At 72.2% G+C, this 20,124-nt stretch carries 11 protein-coding genes, 1 tRNA gene and 1 pseudogene; 8 read left to right on the plus strand and 5 right to left on the minus strand.

The window, feature by feature from the left end:
* Window positions 1–40: 40 nt before the first annotated feature.
* The 4 genes from QP939_RS28010 to QP939_RS28025 all read right to left on the minus strand — a co-directional run bounded on the left by QP939_RS28010 (window position 41) and on the right by QP939_RS28025 (window position 4,162).
* The gene (locus tag QP939_RS28010; protein WP_285449200.1) at window positions 41–244 is read right to left on the minus strand and encodes a hypothetical protein; all 204 of its coding nucleotides are present in this window, start codon (window positions 242–244) and stop codon (window positions 41–43) included.
* 860 nt (window positions 245–1,104) lie between these two features.
* Window positions 1,105–1,181, minus strand: a tRNA-Arg gene (locus QP939_RS28015).
* Window positions 1,182–2,543: 1,362 nt separating this feature from the next.
* Window positions 2,544–2,927, minus strand: coding sequence for a peptidase inhibitor family I36 protein (locus tag QP939_RS28020; RefSeq protein WP_285449201.1), 384 nt, complete (start codon window positions 2,925–2,927; stop codon window positions 2,544–2,546).
* Between the two features lie 179 nt (window positions 2,928–3,106).
* Window positions 3,107–4,162, minus strand: coding sequence for a LacI family DNA-binding transcriptional regulator (locus QP939_RS28025; protein ID WP_285449202.1), 1,056 nt, complete (start codon window positions 4,160–4,162; stop codon window positions 3,107–3,109).
* 75 nt (window positions 4,163–4,237) lie between these two features.
* Here QP939_RS28025 and QP939_RS28030 point away from each other — a divergent pair, with 75 nt between their 5' ends.
* Together QP939_RS28030 and QP939_RS28035 are read left to right on the plus strand one after the other, a co-directional pair.
* Complete coding sequence (locus QP939_RS28030) at window positions 4,238–5,425, plus strand: MFS transporter (protein WP_285449203.1); 1,188 nt, start codon at window positions 4,238–4,240, stop codon at window positions 5,423–5,425.
* A 123-nt stretch (window positions 5,426–5,548) separates the two neighbouring features.
* Window positions 5,549–6,709 (plus strand): sensor histidine kinase, encoded by a 1,161-nt coding sequence (locus QP939_RS28035; RefSeq protein WP_434219681.1) that lies wholly within the window; start codon window positions 5,549–5,551, stop codon window positions 6,707–6,709.
* Here the strand turns inward: QP939_RS28035 and QP939_RS28040 are convergent.
* On the minus strand, window positions 6,683–7,321 hold the full coding sequence (locus QP939_RS28040; RefSeq protein WP_285449205.1) for a histidine phosphatase family protein: 639 nt from the start codon (window positions 7,319–7,321) through the stop codon (window positions 6,683–6,685). The genes QP939_RS28035 and QP939_RS28040 overlap by 27 nt on opposite strands.
* 56 nt (window positions 7,322–7,377) lie before the next feature.
* On the opposite strand from QP939_RS28040, the gene QP939_RS28045 reads away from it, so the two are divergent.
* The 6 genes and pseudogenes from QP939_RS28045 (at window position 7,378) to QP939_RS28070 (ending at window position 20,092) form a co-directional block, all read left to right on the plus strand.
* Window positions 7,378–9,399, plus strand: a complete 2,022-nt coding sequence (locus QP939_RS28045) for a bifunctional copper resistance protein CopD/cytochrome c oxidase assembly protein (protein WP_285449206.1) — start codon at window positions 7,378–7,380, stop codon at window positions 9,397–9,399.
* Between the two features lie 130 nt (window positions 9,400–9,529).
* Entirely contained in the window at window positions 9,530–11,206 is a 1,677-nt protein-coding gene (ettA, locus tag QP939_RS28050; RefSeq protein ID WP_285449207.1) for an energy-dependent translational throttle protein EttA, read from the plus strand.
* Window positions 11,207–11,222: 16 nt separating this feature from the next.
* The gene (locus QP939_RS28055) at window positions 11,223–13,724 is read left to right on the plus strand and encodes a hypothetical protein (protein WP_285449208.1); all 2,502 of its coding nucleotides are present in this window, start codon (window positions 11,223–11,225) and stop codon (window positions 13,722–13,724) included.
* A gap of 334 nt (window positions 13,725–14,058) precedes the next feature.
* Complete coding sequence (locus tag QP939_RS28060) at window positions 14,059–19,047, plus strand: NAD-glutamate dehydrogenase (RefSeq protein ID WP_285449209.1); 4,989 nt, start codon at window positions 14,059–14,061, stop codon at window positions 19,045–19,047.
* Window positions 19,044–19,463 carry an acyl-CoA thioesterase gene (locus tag QP939_RS28065; protein ID WP_285449210.1) on the plus strand — a complete coding sequence of 140 codons (420 nt, stop codon included), beginning with the start codon at window positions 19,044–19,046 and terminating at the stop codon, window positions 19,461–19,463. Before QP939_RS28060 ends, QP939_RS28065 begins: the two co-directional genes overlap by 4 nt.
* Window positions 19,456–20,092 (plus strand): annotated as a pseudogene (locus QP939_RS28070) (DUF8010 domain-containing protein). The gene QP939_RS28065 and the pseudogene QP939_RS28070 overlap by 8 nt, the downstream one beginning before the upstream one ends.
* Window positions 20,093–20,124: the final 32 nt, after the last annotated feature.

Below are 20,124 nucleotides of genomic sequence, written 5' to 3' on the forward strand. Positions count from 1 at the left end.
GAAGCCGCTGGGCGGCGCGACTCAGTTGCTGAGGCGCAGGTCAGCGCAGCCAGGCGGCGATGCGGTCGAAGGCCTCACGCTCGGCGCGGCTGAGCGGCGGGGAAAGCCGGAGGTCGGGGTGCCAGACCGGCGCGAGGAACTGCGGCGCCGCGAACGGGCCGGGTCCCGTGAGGCCGTTCAGCAGGTAGCCGCTGTGGCTGTAGCCCGCCGTCCGCTCGACGGCGTTCAGCAGCTTTCTCCCCATCGAATCTGACACCGGAAGCCCTCCGCTTGGTCCGGCCCGGGCGGGCCCTGTTCTTCCATGATGCTGTTTCCGGCCGGGGAATACCACCTTGGGGTGGTCCGAGCAGGGTTTCCGGCCCCGGCGGCCGAAGACAGCAAGATGGAAGAAGCGCGTTCGTTGCACGTGAGGTATAAGCCAGACCGCCTGCTGGAAGACAGCAAGATGGGAGATGCGCACGCGCGACGAGTGAGGTAAGACGCGTGCACCATCCAAAGAGGATTCCTGGGATCAGGCGGCCTCCGGTGTGGACGGTCGCGAACCGCCGTCCGGCGTTCCTGCCGAGGGTGGCGTTGACTCCGATGTGGACGGTGGGCAGCCGGACGGCGCCGGGTCGGGTGCGGGCGGACCGGGGCGGGCGTGGGTTGCCAGGTGGCGGAGCTTCCTGAGGTGCCGCTGGACGAGCCCGGCTCGGCGGGCTTCGGCGAAGATCGCGCGGGCGGCGTTGTTCGTGCGCCGACGGCGGTGTCGGGATGCGGGTTCGGGCTCCGGCACGGTGCGGTCCTCCACGGGGTACGCCGAGCGGGTCGGCGTGTCGGGTTGACGGGATCATTGCTGGGTGTGACGGCTCGGTTGCGGGGGAGCACAATCGACGGATTTGGCCGTCCAGGTAACAAGGTTGTCTCAAGAAGGGTTCGGCGAGGACCGGTTGCGCCACTCGGCCGCTTGCGCGGTGCGACTTCCGGACTCCGGTGACGCAGGGGAGTCGCGCGATGGCACCGTCCACTTTGGGGGCACGGCGGCTTGGCGGGAGGGCGTCGGATGTGGGGCCCGTCACGTGGCCAGGGTGAGCCGTGCGCAGCTGCGCACGGCGTCTTCCCTGGTGGCGCCCCCGGCAGGACTCGAACCTGCGACCTAGAGATTAGAAGGCTCTTGCTCTATCCAGCTGAGCTACGAGGGCCCGCGCCGACGGCCTGCTGCCGGTCGTGCCGGTCGCCCGGCACGGGCAGCTTAGTCGTCGCCAACCTCTCGATCGTTCGACACCGGCGAATCGTTTCAGGTCTCGTTAGACGGAATTCGACGACGAGGTGCTGCCGACGCCCGGACCGGTGACGGGCCGCATCGCCCGGCACCGGTAACCCCGGCGGGGGAGGGTGGTGTGGACCTCTTCCGCTGTCCACCTGGAGGTGATCGCGGGCCTGATCTCGCTTGGCCCGATGGCTCCGCGGTGGACGGACGAGGTCGTCGTTGGGGATGCCTCGCCGCGGAGTGCGCTTACCGATGAGGCGGCCCGGGAGTGGCCTGGCCGCCCGCTGGGCAGGGTTTGGACCTGCGCAGCAGCGGATCGACGGGGTAGGAACCGTCGCGAACCCGCTCACGGGCGGCCGCGGTGGGTTGGCGAGTCGGGACCCAGCGCCGGGGACTCGGACCTGCGACCTAGAGACTAGGAGGCTCTAGCTCCAGACCTGGCCCACGGAAGCCTCGGCCGTGGCTCGGACCGCGAGAACCGGGTGCCCGGCCGGGACTCGCCCCTCGAGAGACCCGGCCGGACCGGCCCGCGACGCCCGGCCTCGGGCTCGGCCGCGCCGAACCCGCCCGGCCTCGGAGTCGGCTGCGCCGAACCCGAGGCCCGGAGCCTTGGAGCCCGGTGTGAGGTGCGGTGGCCCAGGGACGGACGGGGTTGGCGCTGACGCTCCACCCGTGCCCCTGAGGGCGCGGCGCCTTACCGGAGCCCGGCCCTCGCCTGGCCCGGAGACCAAGGACCGTCCTCCGGGACTGGCGCCCCACCGGCGTTTTCGAGGCAGGTGCTCACAGGGGCACGGCGCTCGCCTGGCCCGGCGACCCCCAGGGCTCCTGGTGCTGGGGGCTAGGCGTCGGACGCTCGGCGTCTGGTGAGAACCGGTGCCGCCTGGCCGGGCTGGCCCGCGGCGCCCGGCCTCGGGCTCGGCTGCGCCGAACCCGAGGCCCGGAGCCTTGGAGCCCCGGCCTGCGGCGTGGTGGCCCCAGAGTCGGATGGGTGGCGTGGCATCCCAGAGCCGGAGACTAGGGGCCGGCCTCAGGGGCTGGCGTCCCGCCGGCGCTCTCGAGGGCAGGGTGGCCCCCAGAGCCCGGCGCTCGACTGGCCCGGAGACCACCAGGCGCCTGGGCCCCAGGCCCAGACCTGCGGTCCGGTGCCCGGTGGTGGCCCGTGGGCGCGCCCCGCCGCTGAGGCGCGCCCACGGGTGGGGCCGCTTTCGGGGTAGCGGCCCCTCTGGGCCCGGCCGCCGCCGCGAGCCGGCTCTTCCCCATGGGAGCTGGCGGCTGACCTGGCCCGGCTCTTCCCTCACTCCCAGATCTGGATCCCGCGAACCAGGAACGGAGCGTCCGGTACGTACGTGCCGCCACCCGGATAGGTGACGAAATCTCCCTCGGTCGAGCATTCCTCACTCTGATAAACCGTCACATCGCGCGTCATGCGGTTCACGAACGAGGACCCGTCGAATCCCTCGGGCAGGGGAATGCATTCCCCCGGATTCGCCGTCCGCAAGTCGAACCGCTGGGCCTCGCCGCCGTACTCGTCCGATGGCCACAGGCAGAATTCACCCTTCTGGCACGGCGGATCCGCCTGAACCGGGGCCGCCTGGGCCGCTCCGGCGCTGGTCAGGAGCCCGATCACCGCCAGGACTAGCAGGTGCGGCAGGCGGGCGCGGAGACGGCGTTCGGACATGGTGGATTTCCCCTCTGGAAGTCGCGGCTCTCGGAGGGCCGCGGTGAACTGGTGATTCCAGATTGGCGGGCGGTGGGGGATTTGTCAGCCCGCTGTTTCGAATCTGTGGACAGGTTGGCGCGGCGGGAATGGTTGTCCACAACTGCGGGAATGGGCCTTGCGGGTGGGGAGGAATGGTGTTAGACGGGGCCTGTGCTGCCCCGCACCACCAGCGAGACCGGCACCTCGGACGGCGGCGGGACTTGCCCGCCCGCCAGCAGTTCCAGCACCAGCTCGCCCGCGATCCGGCCCTTCGCCGCGAGGTCCTGGCGGACGGTCGTCAGCGGCGGTGACGACCACCCCGCGGGCGGGCTGTCGTCGAAGCCGACCACTGAAAGCTCCTCCGGCACGCCGATCCCGAGCTGCGCCGCCACCGCGAGCACCGCCAGCGCGAGCTGGTCGGACATGCACAGCACCGCCGTCGGCCGCGGGGTCCGCGCGAGCAGCGCGGACGCCCCCGCCATCGCGCTCTCCGCGCTCAGCCCGGCCGCCTCCTCGACCACCACCGGCGCCGAACCCAGCGCGGCCAGGTACCCGGCGAGCCGCTCCCGCGTGTCGTGGAACGCGGCTCGCGCGGCCGACGCGACAGTCAACGCGCCCCCGCCAGGCGTGATCCGGCTGCACGCCGCGAAGATCCCGAACCGCCGGTGTCCCAGCTCCAGCAGGTGCCGTGCGGCCAGCGCCGCCCCCGCGCGGTCCTGGCAGCCGACGCGCGCCGCGTCCGGGAGGAGCGGCTGGTCGACCACTACCAGCGGCCACCCCCGCGCGCGCACCGCCTCCAGCGCCGGTGCCTCATCGGCCAGGGAATACGCGACCGCGACGTCCGCCTGTGCCGTCAGCACGCGCGACGCCGGTGGACCGCCCTCCGAGCCGCCCGGCAACAGCAGCAACGCGTGCCCGTGCGGGTCCACCACCCGCGTCAACGCGTCCAGCGTGACCGACAGCGCCGGGTCGGAGAACGCCGCCGACAGCGACGTGTCCAGCAGCACCGCGATCGCCCCGGTCCGGCTCGTCGCGAGGCTCCGCGCGGTCGGGTCCGGGCCCGGGTAACCCAGTTCCGTAGCTGCACGCAGCACGCGTTCCCGCAGCTCGCCGGACAGTTGGTCGGGCCGGTTGTACGCGTTCGACACCGTCGCCCGCGAGACGCCGACGGCTTCGGCGACATCGTCGAGCGTGGGACGGCGGCGCCGGGTCATCCGCGCAGTCTAGCCGTAATCCCGTGGACTTTCTGAAGCGCTTAAGTCAAGCTGGGGCAACGGAAGGGGGACGGGATGCGGGACCGGACGGCGGTGTTCACCGTGTTCGCGCTCAACGGGCTCGCGCTGGGCTCGTGGGCCTCACGCACTCCGGCGCTGGCCGCTCAGGTGCACGCCTCACCAGGCGTTTTCGGGCTCGCCCTGCTCGGCGCCAGCGTCGGGATGCTCGCCGCCGCTTCGGTTTCCGGGCGGCTCATCGAACGGGCCGGGGCCCGCGCCGTCGTCGCCGGGAGCACCGCGCTCGCCGCCGTTTCCCTCGTGCTGATCGGGCTCGCGCCGAACGTGCCGCTGCTGGCCGGGGCGCTGCTGGTGATCGGCGCGAGCGTCGGCATGCTCGACGTCGCGATGAACGTCGCCGCGGTGGCCGTCGAACGCCGGGCGCGCAAGCCGATCATGGCCGTCTTCCACGCCGGTTTCAGCTTCGGCGCGCTCGCCGGTTCGCTCGCCGCGGGCCTGGCCGCCGGGCACGGCTGGTCGCCCGCGCGCCACCTCTCCGTGGCCGCGGTCGTCGCCGTCGCTGTGCTGCTGCTCGTGGTCCGCGCGGTCCCCGGCATCCACCCCGAACACGCCGAAACACCCGTCCTCGCGCCCAGCCGCGCGCCGATCCGGCGTCCCGTGCTCTGGCTGCTCGCCGCCGTCGCATTGTGCTCGGCCATCGCGGAAGGCGCGTCGTCGGACTGGTCCGCGCTGCTGATGACGGCTGAACGCGGCGTCGGCCAGGGTGCCGCGGCCTTGGCGTTCGCCGGGTTCCAGCTGGTCATGGCGCTGGCCCGGCTCGCTGGCTCGTGGGCGCAACGCCGGTTCGGCCCCACCCGCTGCCTGGCCGCCGGGTCGGCGCTGGCCGCGGCCGGGCTGCTCGCCGCGGCCGCGGTTCCGGTCGCCGCCGTCGGGTTCGCCGGGTTCGCCCTCGCCGGTGCGGGGCTGGCCGCGTCCTTCCCGCTCGCCCTCAGCCTCGCCGGGGACGCGGGCAAACGCGGTGACGGCACCGGTGGCGAGCGCGAAATCGGCTTCGTCACGGCCATCGCCTACACCGGCTTCCTCGGCGGCCCGCCGATCATCGGCGGCATCGCGCAGGTGACGGACTACAGCGTCGCGTTCGTGTTCGTCGCCGTCGTCGCCGCGTTGATCCTCCCGGCCGCGGTCGCCGCCCGGCGGTCGCGCCGCGTCGAAGAGCGAACCGGGGAGCTCGGCCGCACCCGTTGACAGTGCGGATCCGGGCGGGGCAAGCTGATCGCGTCGTAAACTGAAATGAATGCGCTGACGCTTCTATTTCAGATCGGCTGATCAAGGTAGGGGCCTTGGTCCGGGGAGGACGTCGTGAGGGTTGTGCTGCTCGGCGGCGCGGGGGCGCTCGCCGGCACGCCGGGGTTTTCGCTGGTGCAGGCCGCCGTGCCGCGGCTGGTGCTGGTGCCGGTCGTGTTCCGGCTCGCGCTGTTCCTGCAGGTGGTCTGGGCCGGCGGGCCGCTGGGCGCGCCGGTGCTCTGGCTCGCTGTCCTCTTCTACCTGCTGCCGAACCTGCTCGAGGTGGCCTGGGTCTTCCAGCGGCCCGCCGGCATCCGGACCGTGCTGGCCGCCGACACCGCGTACACGCTCGTCACGAGCTTCGCCGTCGCGGTCTTCGCCGTGCGGTCGCCGGAACTGCTCACCCTGACCTGGCCCACCATCATGGGCACGGTCATGGTCTGGACGCTGCTGCGCGGCGCGCCCGCCGGGGCCGTGGCGGTCGTCGGCGCGGTGCTCCTGCGCTACGCCATGGCCGCCGTCTCGGGCACGACGGCGCCCGCGACGTGGATCGTGCTCGCCCTGGTCGCGGCGGCCGCGACGGCGTTGGCGATCGTGCTGCTGGTCGCCGGCGCGATGCGGTTCGCGCACCGGCTGGGCGAGCAACGCGGCCGCGCCGCCGAACGCGAGCGGCACCGCCGGGACGTCCACGACACCGTCCTGCAGGTGATGGAATCCCTCGCGCTGCCCGCGCCCCGCGACGCGCTCGACCCGGTCGGCAGCCTCGACCAGGTTCGCCGCATCGCCCGCGCGCACGCCCTGCGCCTGCGGCTGAGCCTCGACGGCGACGCGCCCGCCGAACCGGGCGGCCTCGAACACCGCCTCGGCGCGCTGGCGGTCGAGATGACGGCCGAGGGCCTGCGCGTCGACCTCGTCGTGCTCGCGAAAGCGGTCGACGTTCCCGAAAGCGTCGTCAACGCCCTTCACGACGCAGCACGCGAAGCGTTGCGAAACACCCTGAAGCACGCGAAAACGGCGAGAGCGGTGATGTGCCTCGAAGAACGCGAAGGCGTCGTCACGGTCTCCGTGCGCGACCACGGAACGGGTTTCGACGTCGGCGCGCACCACACCGGGTTCGGCATCGAGCACTCGATCCAGGGGCGGCTGGCCGAGATCGGCGGCACCGCCCGCATCGACTCGGCGCCGGGCCAGGGCACCCGCGTGGTGCTGACCTCGCCGCTAGAGCTGGGTTTCCCCGTCGGGTGAGTCCCGCCACTGGGCGAACGGGCGGTCCAGCGTCCACTTGCCGTCCTGCTCTTCGAGGACGCGGTGTTCGCAGGTCGCCGGGTTGGACAGCGACTCGAACAGCTCGATGCTCCAGCCGAAGAGCCGTCGGCACAGCAGCCGCAGCGTGAGGCCGTGCGAGACGAGGAGGACCGTCTCGGGGTGATTTTCGTCGCGCCGCTTCAGGTCCGACAGGAACGCCGCGACGCGGTCGTCGACGTCGGCGCCCGACTCGCCGAACGGCAGCCGGTAGAAGAAGTGCCCGAACTCGTTGCGGCGCGCTTTCTGGATCTCCTGGTCGGCCGGGTCCTGCAGGTTGCCCCAGTCCTGCTCGCGCAGCCGCGGCTCCTGCACCAGCCGCTCGCAGGAAGCCTCGATGTCCAGCAGCCGCAACGTTTCCCGGGTGCGCAGGTACGGGCTGACGTAGACGGCGGGGCGCGCGCCGCCCAGCAGCCGGCGGATCTCCGGCGCCACCGCGAGTGCCTCGCGCCTGCCCTTTTCGGTCAGCGGGAGCGCGTGGTCCGGGATCCGCGTGTAGGCGAGCTCGTCGACGTTGCCGAGCGCCTCGGCGTGCCGCAGCAGGATCATCTTCACGCTCCCATCCTGCCCGTCACACGGGCCCGACCGGGGCTGGGCATACCCTCAGTGGCGTGTCCGCGACGAAATCCGACGTTCCGACGCAGCGGCGCCGGGCGAGTGTGCTGCCCCTGCTCGCGGTCGGCGTCCTGCTGGCCGCGGTCGTCGCGATCGGGCTGATCGCGCTCACCGGGGGCGCGGGCTACGCCATCGCCGGCCTGCCCGATCCCGGCCTGGTCACCAAGTACGGCATCACGGTCATGCGCGTCCTGTCCGAAGCCGCGTCGGTGATCTGCGTCGGGTCGCTGCTGCTGGCGGCGTTCCTGGTGCCGCCGCAGAAGTCCGGCACGCTCGGCCCGGAAGGCTACGGCGCCCTCCGCGCGGCCGGGATCGCCGCGTGGGTGTGGTTCGCCGCGGCCCTGCTCTCGGTCGCCTTCACCGCCGCCGACACCGCCGGGAAGCCGTTCGGCGACGTCCTGGACCCGCAGACGCTGCTCGACCTCGTCGGCGCCATCGAACAGCCGAAGGCCTGGCTGTGGACCGCGCTGATCGCGATCCTCGTCGCGCTCGGCTGCCGGCTCGCGCTGTCCTGGGGCTGGACGGCGGTGCTGTTCTTCCTGGCCGTCGGCGGGCTGGTGCCGGTCGCGGTCACCGGGCACTCGGCCAGCGGCGGCTCCCACGACGTCGCCACCAACAGCCTGCTGTTCCACCTGGTCGCCGCGGCGCTGTGGGTCGGCGGGCTGGTCGCGTTGCTCGCGCTCGGCTACCGCCGCGGGAACCACCTGAGCCTGGCCGCGCGGCGGTTCTCGAAACTGGCGCTGGTCTGCTGGATCGTGATGGCGATCTCCGGCGTGGTCAACGCGCTGGTCCGGATCGGCCTGAACGACCTCTTCACCACCGACTACGGCCTGCTGGTCGTCGCCAAGACGGTCGCGCTGCTGCTGCTCGGGGTCTTCGGCCACCAGCAGCGGCAGAAGGGCGTGGCGGACCTCGTCGACGGGAAGGGCGGCGGGCAGCTGCTGCGCCTGGCCTCGGTCGAGATCCTGATCATGTTCGTCACCATCGGGATCGCCTCCGGGCTGGCCAGGACGCCACCGCCGGCGGACGCGATCACCCAGCCGTCCACCACCGAGCTGCTGATCGGCTACAACCTCGACGGCCCGCCGACGGTGTGGCGGCTGCTCTTCGACACCCGCTTCGACCTCGTCTACGGCACGCTCGCGCTCGTGCTCGGCGGCCTGTACCTCGCCGGGGTCCGGCGGCTGCTGCGCCGCGGCGACACCTGGCCGGTCGGCCGCACGGTCGCGTGGATCGCCGGCTGCGTCGCGCTGCTCATCGCGACGTCGTCGGGCATCGGCCGCTACGCGCCCGCGATGTTCAGCGTGCACATGGGCAACCACATGCTGCTGTCGATGGTGGCGCCGGTGCTGTTCGTGCTCGGGGGCCCGGTGACGCTCGCGTTGCGCGCCCTGCCCACCGCCGGCAAGGACGCCGCGCCGGGGCCGCGCGAGTGGCTCGTCGCCTTCGTGCACTCCCCGGTGTCGCGGTTCCTCACCCACCCGGTGGTCGCGCTGCTGCTGTTCGTCGGCTCGTTCTACGCGCTGTACTTCTCCGGGCTGTTCGACAACGCGCTCAACTACCACTGGGCGCACCTGGCGATGAACGCGCACTTCCTGCTCTCCGGGTACGTCTTCTACTGGCCGGTGATCGGCGTCGACCCGTCGCCGCGGCGGATCCCGTACCTCGGGCGGCTCGGCATGATGTTCGCCGCGATGCCGTTCCACGCGTTCTTCGGCGTCATCCTGATGAGCAAGCAGACGGTCATCGGGCAGGCGTTCTACAGCCAGCTGCACCTGCCGTGGGTGACCGACCTGCTCACCGACCAGCGGCTCGGCGGCGGCATCGCCTGGGCCTCCGGCGAGGTGCCGGTGCTGCTGGTCCTGATCGCGCTGCTGGTGCAGTGGGCGCGCCAGGACGAGCGCGAGGCGAAGCGGCGTGACCGGCGCGAAGCGGCGACCGGGGACGAGGAGCTGAACGCCTACAACGCTATGCTCAAGAACCTCGCCGAGGGCAAGCGACCCTCGGGTTCCAGTTGAGGTTGAGGCCGCGTCCGAACGCGCGGAAAACCGCGGTTTCGGTGCTCCCGCGGTGATCTCGGGCTGACTTTCGGTAGTCCGACGGTGACCGGCGTCGAGGCGCGATCAAGCGCGCTCTACGATCGTGGGTATGGCCGAGTTCATCTACACCATGAAGAAGGTGCGCAAGACCGTCGGGGACAAGGTCATCCTCGACGACGTCAGCACCGCGTTCTACCCCGGCGCCAAGATCGGCGTGGTCGGGCCGAACGGTGCCGGTAAGTCCACCGTTCTCAAGATCATGGCGGGGATCGAGCAGGCCAGCAACGGCGAGGCGTTCCTCCAGCCCGGTGCTTCCGTGGGCATCCTCATGCAGGAGCCGGAGCTCAACGAGGAGAAGACGGTCCGGCAGAACGTCGAGGAGGGCCTCGGCGACATCAAGACCAAGCTCGACCGCTACAACGAGATCGCCGAGCTGATGGCGACCGACTACAGCGACGAGCTCATGGAAGAGATGGGCAAGCTCCAGGAGGACCTGGACCACGCCGACGCCTGGGAGCTCGACTCGACCGTCGAGCAGGCCATGGACGCGCTGCGCTGCCCGCCGCCGGACGAAGGCGTCTCCCACCTCTCCGGTGGTGAGCGCCGCCGCGTCGCGTTGTGCAAGCTGCTGCTCTCCGCGCCCGACCTGCTGCTGCTCGACGAGCCCACCAACCACCTGGACGCCGAAAGCGTGCTGTGGCTGGAGCAGTTCCTGGCCCGGTACGCCGGTGCCGTCCTGGCCGTCACCCACGACCGGTACTTCCTCGACAACGTGGCCCAGTGGATCATGGAGCTGGACCGCGGCCGCGTCGTCGGCTACGAGGGCAACTACTCGACGTACCTGGAGAAGAAGCGCGAGCGCCTCGAGGTCCAGGGCAAGAAGGACGCGAAGCTCGCCAAGCGGCTGAAGTCCGAGCTCGAGTGGGTGCGGTCCAACGCCAAGGCGCGTCAGACGAAGTCGCGTTCGCGTCTCGACCGCTACGAGGAGATGGCGGCGGAGGCGGACAAGCACCGCAAACTCGACTTCGAGGAGATCCAGATCCCGCCGGGTCCGCGGCTGGGCAACGTCGTGGTCGAGGTCGAGAAGCTGCGCAAGGGCTTCGACGACCGCGTCCTCATCGACGGCCTGTCGTTCAACCTGCCGCGCAACGGCATCGTCGGCGTGATCGGCCCGAACGGCGTCGGCAAGACCACGCTGTTCAAGACCATCGTCGGGCTCGAGGAGCCGGACGGCGGCGACGTCAAGATCGGCGAGACGGTCAAGCTGTCCTATGTGGACCAGAACCGCGGTGGCATCGACCCCCAGAAGACCGTCTGGCAGGTCGTTTCCGACGAGCTCGACTACATCCACGTCGGGCAGACCGAAATGCCGTCGCGCGCGTACGTCAGCGCGTTCGGCTTCAAGGGCCCGGACCAGCAGAAGCCGGCGGGTGTGCTCTCCGGTGGTGAGCGCAACCGGCTCAACCTGGCGCTGACGCTCAAGCAGGGCGGGAACCTGATCCTGCTCGACGAGCCGACGAACGACCTGGACGTCGAGACACTGGGCTCGCTGGAGAACGCGCTGGAGCAGTTCCCCGGCTGCGCCGTGGTCATTTCGCACGACCGGTGGTTCCTCGACCGGGTCGCGACGCACATCCTGGCCTGGGAGGGCACCGACGAGAACCCGGCGCAGTGGTTCTGGTTCGAGGGCAACTTCGAAGGGTACGAGAAGAACAAGGTCGAGCGCCTCGGCGCCGAGGCGGCCCGGCCGCACCGTGTCACCCATCGCAAGCTGACCCGCGACTGAGGGGGCGGGTTTCCCCGTGGAAGCCAGCAAGCAGCACCGGACCGGCCCGTCCTCCCGATCGGAGGGCGGGCGCTCCGTCAATGCCGGGGGAACCCTCTCCGCCGTCGGGCGGCTCATCGAGCGAGCGGACGCCCTGCACCTGCGGGCGCCCGAGCTCGCACTGGTCCTCGGCGAGCGCGCGGCCGCGCTGGCGGAGGCGGCGGGCGCCGACGAGCAGTGGATCCGGGCGGAAAGCCTGGTCGTGTCCGCGCGCGTCCGGCTCGGCGAACGGCCGGGCACGGTCGGCCGGGCGGTCGCGGCCCTGCGCGCGGCCGAGCACGCCGGGTACGGCGACATCGCCGCGTCGCTGCGCGTCGACCTCGCCGTGTGCGCCCGCAGCCTGGGCGTGCCGCTGACCGGGCTCGCCGCGCTGCGGCCGGTGCTCACCGATCCCGTCGTCTCGCCGGTGCACCGCGCCGCCGCGCTCTGCCACCTGGTCGGCTGCCTCGGCCAGATCGGGCGCAAGGCGGAGCTGGACCGCGTGCTCGTCGAGGCGGACAAGCTCGTCCTCGGCGACGAGTCGCTGAGTGCCGACACCCAGCTGCTGGTCCGCGCGCTGCTGCGCGTCGGCACGGCCGCGCACCGGCGCCGCCACGGAGACCTGACGGCGGCGGCCGACGCGGCCCGCACGGGTCTCGGCTTTCTGGAGAAGCTCGACAACCCGGCCGACGACGGCGGCCTCGTCCGGATCCGGCTGGTGCTGCTGCTGGTCAGCACGCTGCTCGACCGCGGCGACACGGAGATGGCGTACGAGATCGCCGAGCCGGTGCTGGCCGAGCCGGTGCGCGCGGCGGGCGTCGCGCCGATGGGCTGGCTGCGGCTGGCCGTCGCGACGCGGATCCACCTGCCGTCCGGCGCGGGCGAGGCGGCGATCGAGCTGGTGCGCGAAGCCGTCGCGAGCACGGACCGGCACGGGCTGTCCGCGGTGACGGCCAGGCTGTGGCTCGAACTGGCCCAGCTGCAGGAGCGGTTCGGGCAGGCCGAGGAAGCCATCGCGTGCCTGTACCGGTCGCGGGCGGCCGAGCAGCTCCACGCGCGGGCCCGGCGGCAGGCGTGCAGCGTGCTCGCCGGGGAGTTCGGCACGGGTGAACCGGCTTCGATCGACTTGGACGAGGTGCTGAAGGCGGTGCCTTCGCGGCCGGTGCCGGTCGTCGCGGCCGAGCCGGTCGCGCCGGTGGCCCCGGTGGCACCCCAGCCTGCGCCTTCGTCGCCGACTCCGGCTTGGTCGTTCGGCCGGGAGGAGGCGAAGCCGGAGCCGTCCGCGCCCGCGTGGTCGTTCGAGCGGCCGCGGGTGACCGCCGATATCGCCGAGACCGCCGTGATGCCGGTGGTGCGCGACGAGCCCGCCCCGCCTCCGGCCAAGCGGCCCGAGCCGCGGGTGCGCCGGGAACCGGTCGTGGTGGAGCGGCGCGCGGAGCCGGAGCCGGTTGAGGGGCGGCCCTCGCGACGGCGTGCTGAGCCGCCCATCGAGGTGCGCTCCTCGGAGCCGAAGTCCCGCGAGGTTCGGTCGGCCGAGCGCGAGTCCCGGCCCGAGCCGATCGAGACCCGGTCGACCGGACGGCGGGCCGAGCGTGAGTCTCGGTCGGCGCCGGTTGAGGTCCGGTCGTCTGAGCGACGTGCCGAGCGTGAGTCGCGGCCTGAGCCGATCGAGGTGCGCGCCGAGCCGGAGTACCGGCCGGAGCCGATCGAAGTCCGGTCCGCGCCCGTGGAGCGCCGGGGCGAGCCGATCGAAGTGCGGTCGGAATCCACCTCCTTCCCGGATACGGATGCGGAAACGCCCGTGGCCAGCGCCCCCGTGCCCGGCGACAGCGGGAAGACCAAGTTCTCCTGGGCCGCGCTCGCCGAAGAGCGGCTGAAGGAGACCGCCGCCGAACGCGAGTCGGCGCCCAAGCGCGTCGCCCCCTCGCTGCCGCTCGCCCCCGAGCCCGCCGCCGAGCGGGAACCCTGGGACGAACGGCCGCAGCCGTCCACCCGGCACGACGCCGAGCACGGTTCGGTGGCCGCGCGGTCGGTGCTGGACCGCCTGGGGATCTCCTCGTCGGGCGGCTCGGGCGGGGGCCGCCGCCGGGCGGAAGACGCCGAAAGCCCGCGCGCCGAGGAACAGCTCGCCCCGCCGCCGCGACCGGAGGACGAACCGCCGTCGGCGCCGGACTACCGCGACGAGGCCGAGCCGTGGCTGCCGCGGCTGCGGATGCCGCCGTCACTGGAGCCGATGGAGGACTTCGGCCACTGGACGCCGGCGACCGCGCCCTTCCCGGAGAGCTACGCGCGCGCCATCGCCGAAGACGAGCCGCCGCCGGACGCCGGGCTCGCCGACCTGCTCGCCCGGGCCCTCGCCGAGCACCAGGCCGGGACCGCGAGCGCGGCCGCGTTGGTCAAGCAGCTCGGGTCGCAGGACTCGGGCCGCCGCAACGGCCACGGCCGCAACGGGCACGGCGCCGAGGTCTCGGACTCCCGGCGGCACGGCTCGGGCGACTGACCCGGCGCGGCGTCGCCGAACCGGCATCGGTCGCCGACCGGCCGACAACCTTCGCCGAGCGGTGGCCGACCCCGTGAGCTGAACCGATCACGTTGGCCCCGCGCCGCGGTCCGCCCGCCGAGCGCGGCTGGTCAGCGCCGCGGAGAGGTCCGGAACGCAACCCGTGAGTAGCTTTACCGATCACGGGAATCCGCTGTCCGGAAAGGGTTTCCGCGCCCCGGCGAACCTCCGGGTCTTCATGTGAACCCCGACCGCCGCGCATTAGTGTGGGGTGGTCCGGTTCAGAGCCGAACCGGCGCGGTGCCACCTCACGCAAACTGGAGAGTTGCCTCGAATGAGCTCGACCGGAGTCTCGTCCCTGTCCGGAACCGGAGCCGCCACCGAACCCGAGTTCGGTGGCCCGCGCTCCACCGCCAGCCCGGAGCAGATCAGGGACGACCTGATCGACGCGGCCGCCGGGCTCGCGCCGGAGATCGGTGAGCTCATCCGGCTCTACTACCGGCACATCCCGGCCGAGGAGATCGTCGGCGACGAGCCCGTCAACCTGGTCGGTGCCGTCCGCTCGCACCTGCGGCTGGCCAAGCACCGGATGCCCGGCCGCCCCGCCGTGCGGCTGCTGAACCCGACCGTCGCCGAAGACGGCTGGGCCCGCGAGGCCACCGTCGTGCAGGTCGTCACCGACGACATGCCCTACCTCGTCGACTCGATCGCCGCCGAGTTCGCCCGCGACGGCGTGCAGGTGCAGCGGATCGTCCACCCGATCGTCGTGGTCAGCCGCGACCTCACCGGCGAGCTGCTCGAGGTGCACCCCGAGGCGGACCCGGCCGAGCCGCCGGCGAACTCGGCCGCCGAGTCGTGGATGTACATCGAGATCGACTTCGTCACCGACCCGAACCGCGCCCGCGAGCTCGACAACCGGCTCTCCAGCGTGCTGGGCGACGTCCGCGAGGTCGTCGAGGACGCCGACAAGATGGCCCAGACCGCCCGCCAGCTCGCCGAAGAGCTGGAGACGGACCCGCCGAAGCTGCCGCAGGCGGAGGTGGCCGAGGGCGCCCGGCTGCTGCGCTGGCTGGCCGACGGCCACTTCACCTTCCTCGGCTACCGCCGCTACGAGCTGATCGACAACCCGCACCCGGACGCCGACGACCCGGCGTTGCGCGCGGTCCTGGCCTCCGGCCTCGGCGTGCTGCGCCAGGACAGCCTCGCCGCCCGCGGCCTCACCGCCGGCCCGGACACCGCCGCGACCGCGCTCGCGCCGACGCTGCTGGTGCTGACCCAGGCGAGCGCGCCCTCGACCGTGCACCGGCCGGTCTACCCGTACTACGTCGGCGTGAAGACGTTCGACGCCGAGGGCAAGGTCACCGGCGAACACCGCTTCCTCGGCATGTTCACCACCACCGCGCTGCACGAGAACGTGCTCGACATCCCGGTGGTGTGCAAGCGGGTCCGCGAGGTCATCCACCGCGCCGGCTTCCCGATGGAGTCCTTCTCCGGCCAGCGGATGCTCGAGGTGCTGCAGAACTGGCCGCGCGCCGACCTGTTCTCCGCCGACACCGACTCGCTGTACTCGACGACGACCGGCGCGATCACGCTGTCGGACCGCCGCCGGCTGCGGCTGTTCCTGCGCCGCGACCCGTACGGCCGCTTCTACTCCTGCCTCGTCTACCTCCCGCGTGACCGCTACACGACGCGGTCGCGGCTGGCGATGCAGGAAGTGCTGCTGGAAGAGCTCGAAGGCACCCAGCTCGAGTACAGCGCGCGGATCGGCGAAACCGTGCTGGCGCAGGTGCACTTCGTCGTGCACACCGACCCGGCGCGCCGCCTCGAGCCGGACACGCTGAAGATCCAGGACCGGCTGAACGACGCCGTCCGCACGTGGGACGACCGGATGGTCGAGGCGGTCCTCGACGAACGCCGTGAGCGCGCCGACGGCGGGGTCGCGGTCGGCATCATCGGCGAGGAGTCGGCCACCGAGCAGGGCCAGCGCTTCGCGATGGTGTTCCCGGAGGGCTACAAGGAGGACTTCTCCGCCGAAGAGGCGCTGGCGGACCTGCGCGCGCTCGACTCGCTCACCGACGAAGGCGACCTCGCGCTGTCGTTCTACCGGCCCGCCGAGGCCGGGGCGGGGGAGCGGCGCTTCAAGCTCTACCTGCGCGGCGAAGGCGTGACGCTGTCGAAGGTGCTGCCGGTGCTGCAGGCGATGGGCGTCGAGGTGGTCGACGAGCGCCCGTACGAGCTGCACCGCGAGGACGGCGGCGCCTGCTGGATCTACGACTTCGGCCTCCGCGTCGACCAGAAGATGCTCGACGAGTCGGACGAGGACGCCGTCGGCGAGCTGCGCGACCGGTTCCAGGACGCCTTCGAGGCCGCCTGGCGGGGCGACGCCGAGGTGGATGGGCTCAACGGCCTCGTGCTGCGCGCTGGGCTCACCTGGCGCCAGGTCGCCGTGCTGCGCGCGTACTCGCGATACCTGCGCCAGGCCGGCAGCGCGTTTTCGCAGGACTACATCCAGAACACGCTGCTGAACCACACCCAGGTCGCCACGAAGCTGCTGCGGCTGTTCGAGGCCCGCTTCGACCCGAAGCTGCCGGACGCGGAGCGCGAGCACGCGACGGAGGCGCTGGCGGCCGAGCTCAGCGCGATGATCGACGAGGTCACCAGCCTCGACGAGGACCGCATCCTGCGCCGGCTGATGGCCGTCATCCGGGCCACCCTGCGGACGAACTACCACGTCCGCGCCGAAGACGGCACCCCGCGGCCGTACCTGGCGATCAAGCTCGACCCGAGCGGCGTGCCCGACCTGCCCGAGCCGCGCCCGCGGTTCGAGATCTTCGTGTACTCGCCGCGCGTCGAGGGCGTGCACCTGCGCTTCGGCGAGGTCGCGCGCGGTGGCCTGCGCTGGTCGGACCGGCGCGAGGACTTCCGCACCGAGATCCTCGGCCTGGTCAAGGCGCAGGCGGTGAAGAACGCGGTGATCGTGCCGGTCGGCGCGAAGGGCGGCTTCGTGGTGAAGCGCCCGCCTGCCCCGAGCGGCGACGCCAGCATCGACCGCGACGCCCAGCTCAACGAGGGCATCGCCTGCTACCGCATGTTCATCTCCGGCCTGCTCGACCTGACCGACAACCGCGTCGAGGGCAAGACCGAGCCGGCGCCGAACGTCGTCCGCCACGACGCCGACGACTCCTACCTGGTCGTCGCGGCCGACAAGGGCACCGCGAAGTTCTCCGACATCGCGAACGAGGTCTCGGCGCAGTACGGCTTCTGGCTCGGTGACGCCTTCGCCTCCGGTGGCTCGGTCGGCTACGACCACAAGGCCATGGGCATCACCGCGAAGGGTGCCTGGGAGAGCGTCAAGCGGCACTTCCGCGAGCTGGGCAAGGACACCCAGACCGAGGACTTCACCGTCGTCGGCATCGGCGACATGATGGGCGACGTCTTCGGCAACGGCATGCTGCTGTCCGAGCACATCCGGCTGGTCGCCGCGTTCAACCACATGCACGTGTTCCTGGACCCCAACCCGGACGCGGCGACGTCGTACGCCGAGCGCCGCCGCCTCTTCGACCTGCCGCGCAGCTCGTGGGACGACTACGACCGCTCGCTGATCAGCGAGGGCGGCGGGATCTACCCGCGCACGGCGAAGTCGATCCCGATCAGCCCGCAGGTCCGCGAAGCCCTCGGCCTCGAGGAGAGCGTCACCGCGCTGGCGCCGATGGACCTGATCCAGGCGATCCTGCTGGCGCCGGTCGAGCTGCTGTGGAACGGCGGCATCGGCACGTACGTCAAGGCCGAGACCGAGTCGCACGCCGCGGCGGGCGACAAGGCCAACGACGCCATCCGCGTCGACGGCAACCAGCTGCGCGTCAAGGTGTTCGGCGAGGGCGGCAACCTCGGCCTGACCCAGCTCGGCCGCATCGAGTTCGCCCGCAACGGCGGCAAGATCAACACCGACGCGCTCGACAACTCGGCCGGCGTCGACTGCTCCGACCACGAGGTCAACATCAAGATCCTGCTCGACCACCTGGTGCAGACCGGGAAGCTCGAGGAGGCCCAGCGCAACGAGCTGCTCGCGGAGATGACCGACGAGGTCGGCGCGCTGGTGCTGGCCGACAACTACCGGCAGAACGCCGTGCTCGGCGTCAGCCGGGCGCACGCCGCGCCGATGGTTTCGGTGCACGCGCGGCAGGTCCAGGCGCTCGTGTCCGCGGGTGCCTTCGACCGCAAGCTCGAGGCGCTGCCGAGCAACTCGGAGTTCCGCGAGCTGGAGAAGGCGGGCAAGGGGCTCACCTCGCCGGAGCTGGCGACGTTGCTGGCGCACGTGAAGCTGGAGCTCAAGGACGAGCTGCTCGCCAGCGACCTGCCCGACTCGCAGGTGTTCGCCGGCCGGCTGTCGGAGTACTTCCCGAAGCCGCTGCGCGAGCGGTTCGCCCCCGCGATCGGCGAGCACCCGCTGCGCCGCCAGATCATCACCACGATGATCGCCAACGAGGTGGTCGACGGCGGCGGCATCTCGTTCGTCTACCGCCTGATGGAGGAGATGAACGCGACCGCGACCGACGCGGTGCGCGCGTACGCGGTGGTGACGCGCGTGTTCGACCTGCCGGCGCTGTGGCGCGAGATCGACGCGCTCGACAACGTCGTGCACACCGACGTCGCCGACGCGATGGTCCTGGAGACGCGGCGCCTGCTCGACCGGGCCGCGCGCTGGTTCCTCACCAACCGGCCGCAGCCGCTGGCCCCGCTGGCGGAGATCAACCGCTTCGGCCGAGTGCTCGGCGAGCTCGTCCCGAAGATCGGCGACCTGCTGCGCGGCCGCGAGGCGGAGTCGGTCCAGAAGCACATCGACGAGCTGATGGCGGCGAACGTGCCCGCGGAGCTGGCCCGCCGCGTCTCGCTGCTGCTGCACACGTTCGGGCTGCTGGACGTCACCGAGGTCGCCGAGCTCGCCGAGCAGCAGGTCGGCATCGACGCCACGCACAGCCCGGCGGAGACCGCGGATCTGTACTACGCGCTGTCCGCGCACCTGGACATCGACCAGATGCTCACCGAGATCAGCAAGCTCGAACGCGGCAACCGCTGGCACGCGCTCGCCCGGCTTTCGCTGCGCGACGACGTCTACGGCTCGCTGCGCGCGATCACGCTGGACGCGTTGCGGCACAGCGATCCCGGGTCGTCCGCGGACGCGAAGATCGCCCAGTGGGAGAAGACGAACGCGTCCCGGCTGCAGCGGGCGCGCGTCGCGCTGGACGAGATCACCAAGTCCGGGCGGCTCGACCTGGCGACGCTGTCGGTGGCGGCGCGCCAGATCCGGAGCACGGTGCGGTGACCTACGTATCGCGCGTCCGTCCGCGCTGGACGGACATGGACGTCTACGGCCACATCAACCACGCGAAGATGGTGACGCTGCTCGAAGAGGCGCGGATCCCGCTGCTGTTCGACAAGGCCGTCGAGGCCGGGCTGGAGCAGCTGCCGAAGGGCATCGTCGTCGTCCGGCTGGAGGTGGCGTACAAGCTGCCGATCGTGGTGTCCGGGCAGGAGCTGCGCGTCGCGATCGACCTGACCGAGCTGAAGGCGTCGACGTTCACGCTGGCGTACCGCGTGCACGGCGGCCCGGGCGAGGCGGACCCGGTGGCGGTGACGGCGGAGACGGTGCTGGCGCCGTACGACACGGTCGCGTTGCGGCCGCGTAGGCTCAGTCCGGCCGAGTCGGAGTTTCTGAAGCAGGGGTTCGCGGATGCCTGAGTTGTTCGTGCCGGACGCGGCCGACCGGGAGACCCTCGGCGCGTTCGTCGCCCGCGCGGTCCGGCTGGACGGCCAGACGGCGGTCCGGCTGCGCCAGCGCGGTGACGGCGTGGTCGAGGCGTGGACGGCGACGCCGTTCGAGTGCCTGGCCACGCGTGCCGTGGCCGGCGACGTCACGCCCGGCGACGTCACGGTGTCCGGCAACGAGCTGCTGGCGGCGCTGACGGTGGCGGGCGGGCCGAAGATGGACCCGGGCCCGGCCCGCGACCTGCTGTGGCACGGCGAGTTGCCGCCGCCCGGCCGCTGGCAGCTGGTCGACGAGCTTCCCGGCGCAGGTGGTGTCGGAGCTGGCGGACCGCGGCGTGACCCTGGCCAGGGACAACGTGGGCCCGCACGGCACGCCGCCGGCGTCGCTGATGGACCAGGCGGTGCTGACGGTGACGGGCGGCTCGGTCGAGGTCAAGGTCCAGATGCGCTGCCTGTTCGCGTTGTCGGGCATGGGTTTCGTGGACTCGGCGGTGGAGGGCGACGTCGTCCGCGTGACGGCGACGGACTCGTGGATGCGCCTGGACGCGCGTTACGGGGCGATCGTCCGGCGGCGCCACGCGCTGCTGCCGCTGCTGTTCTGACGAAACCCTTACGGCGGCGCCCGGTCCGGCCG

Source organism: Amycolatopsis nalaikhensis (assembly GCF_030264295.1).
Taxonomy (GTDB): domain Bacteria; phylum Actinomycetota; class Actinomycetes; order Mycobacteriales; family Pseudonocardiaceae; genus Amycolatopsis; species Amycolatopsis nalaikhensis.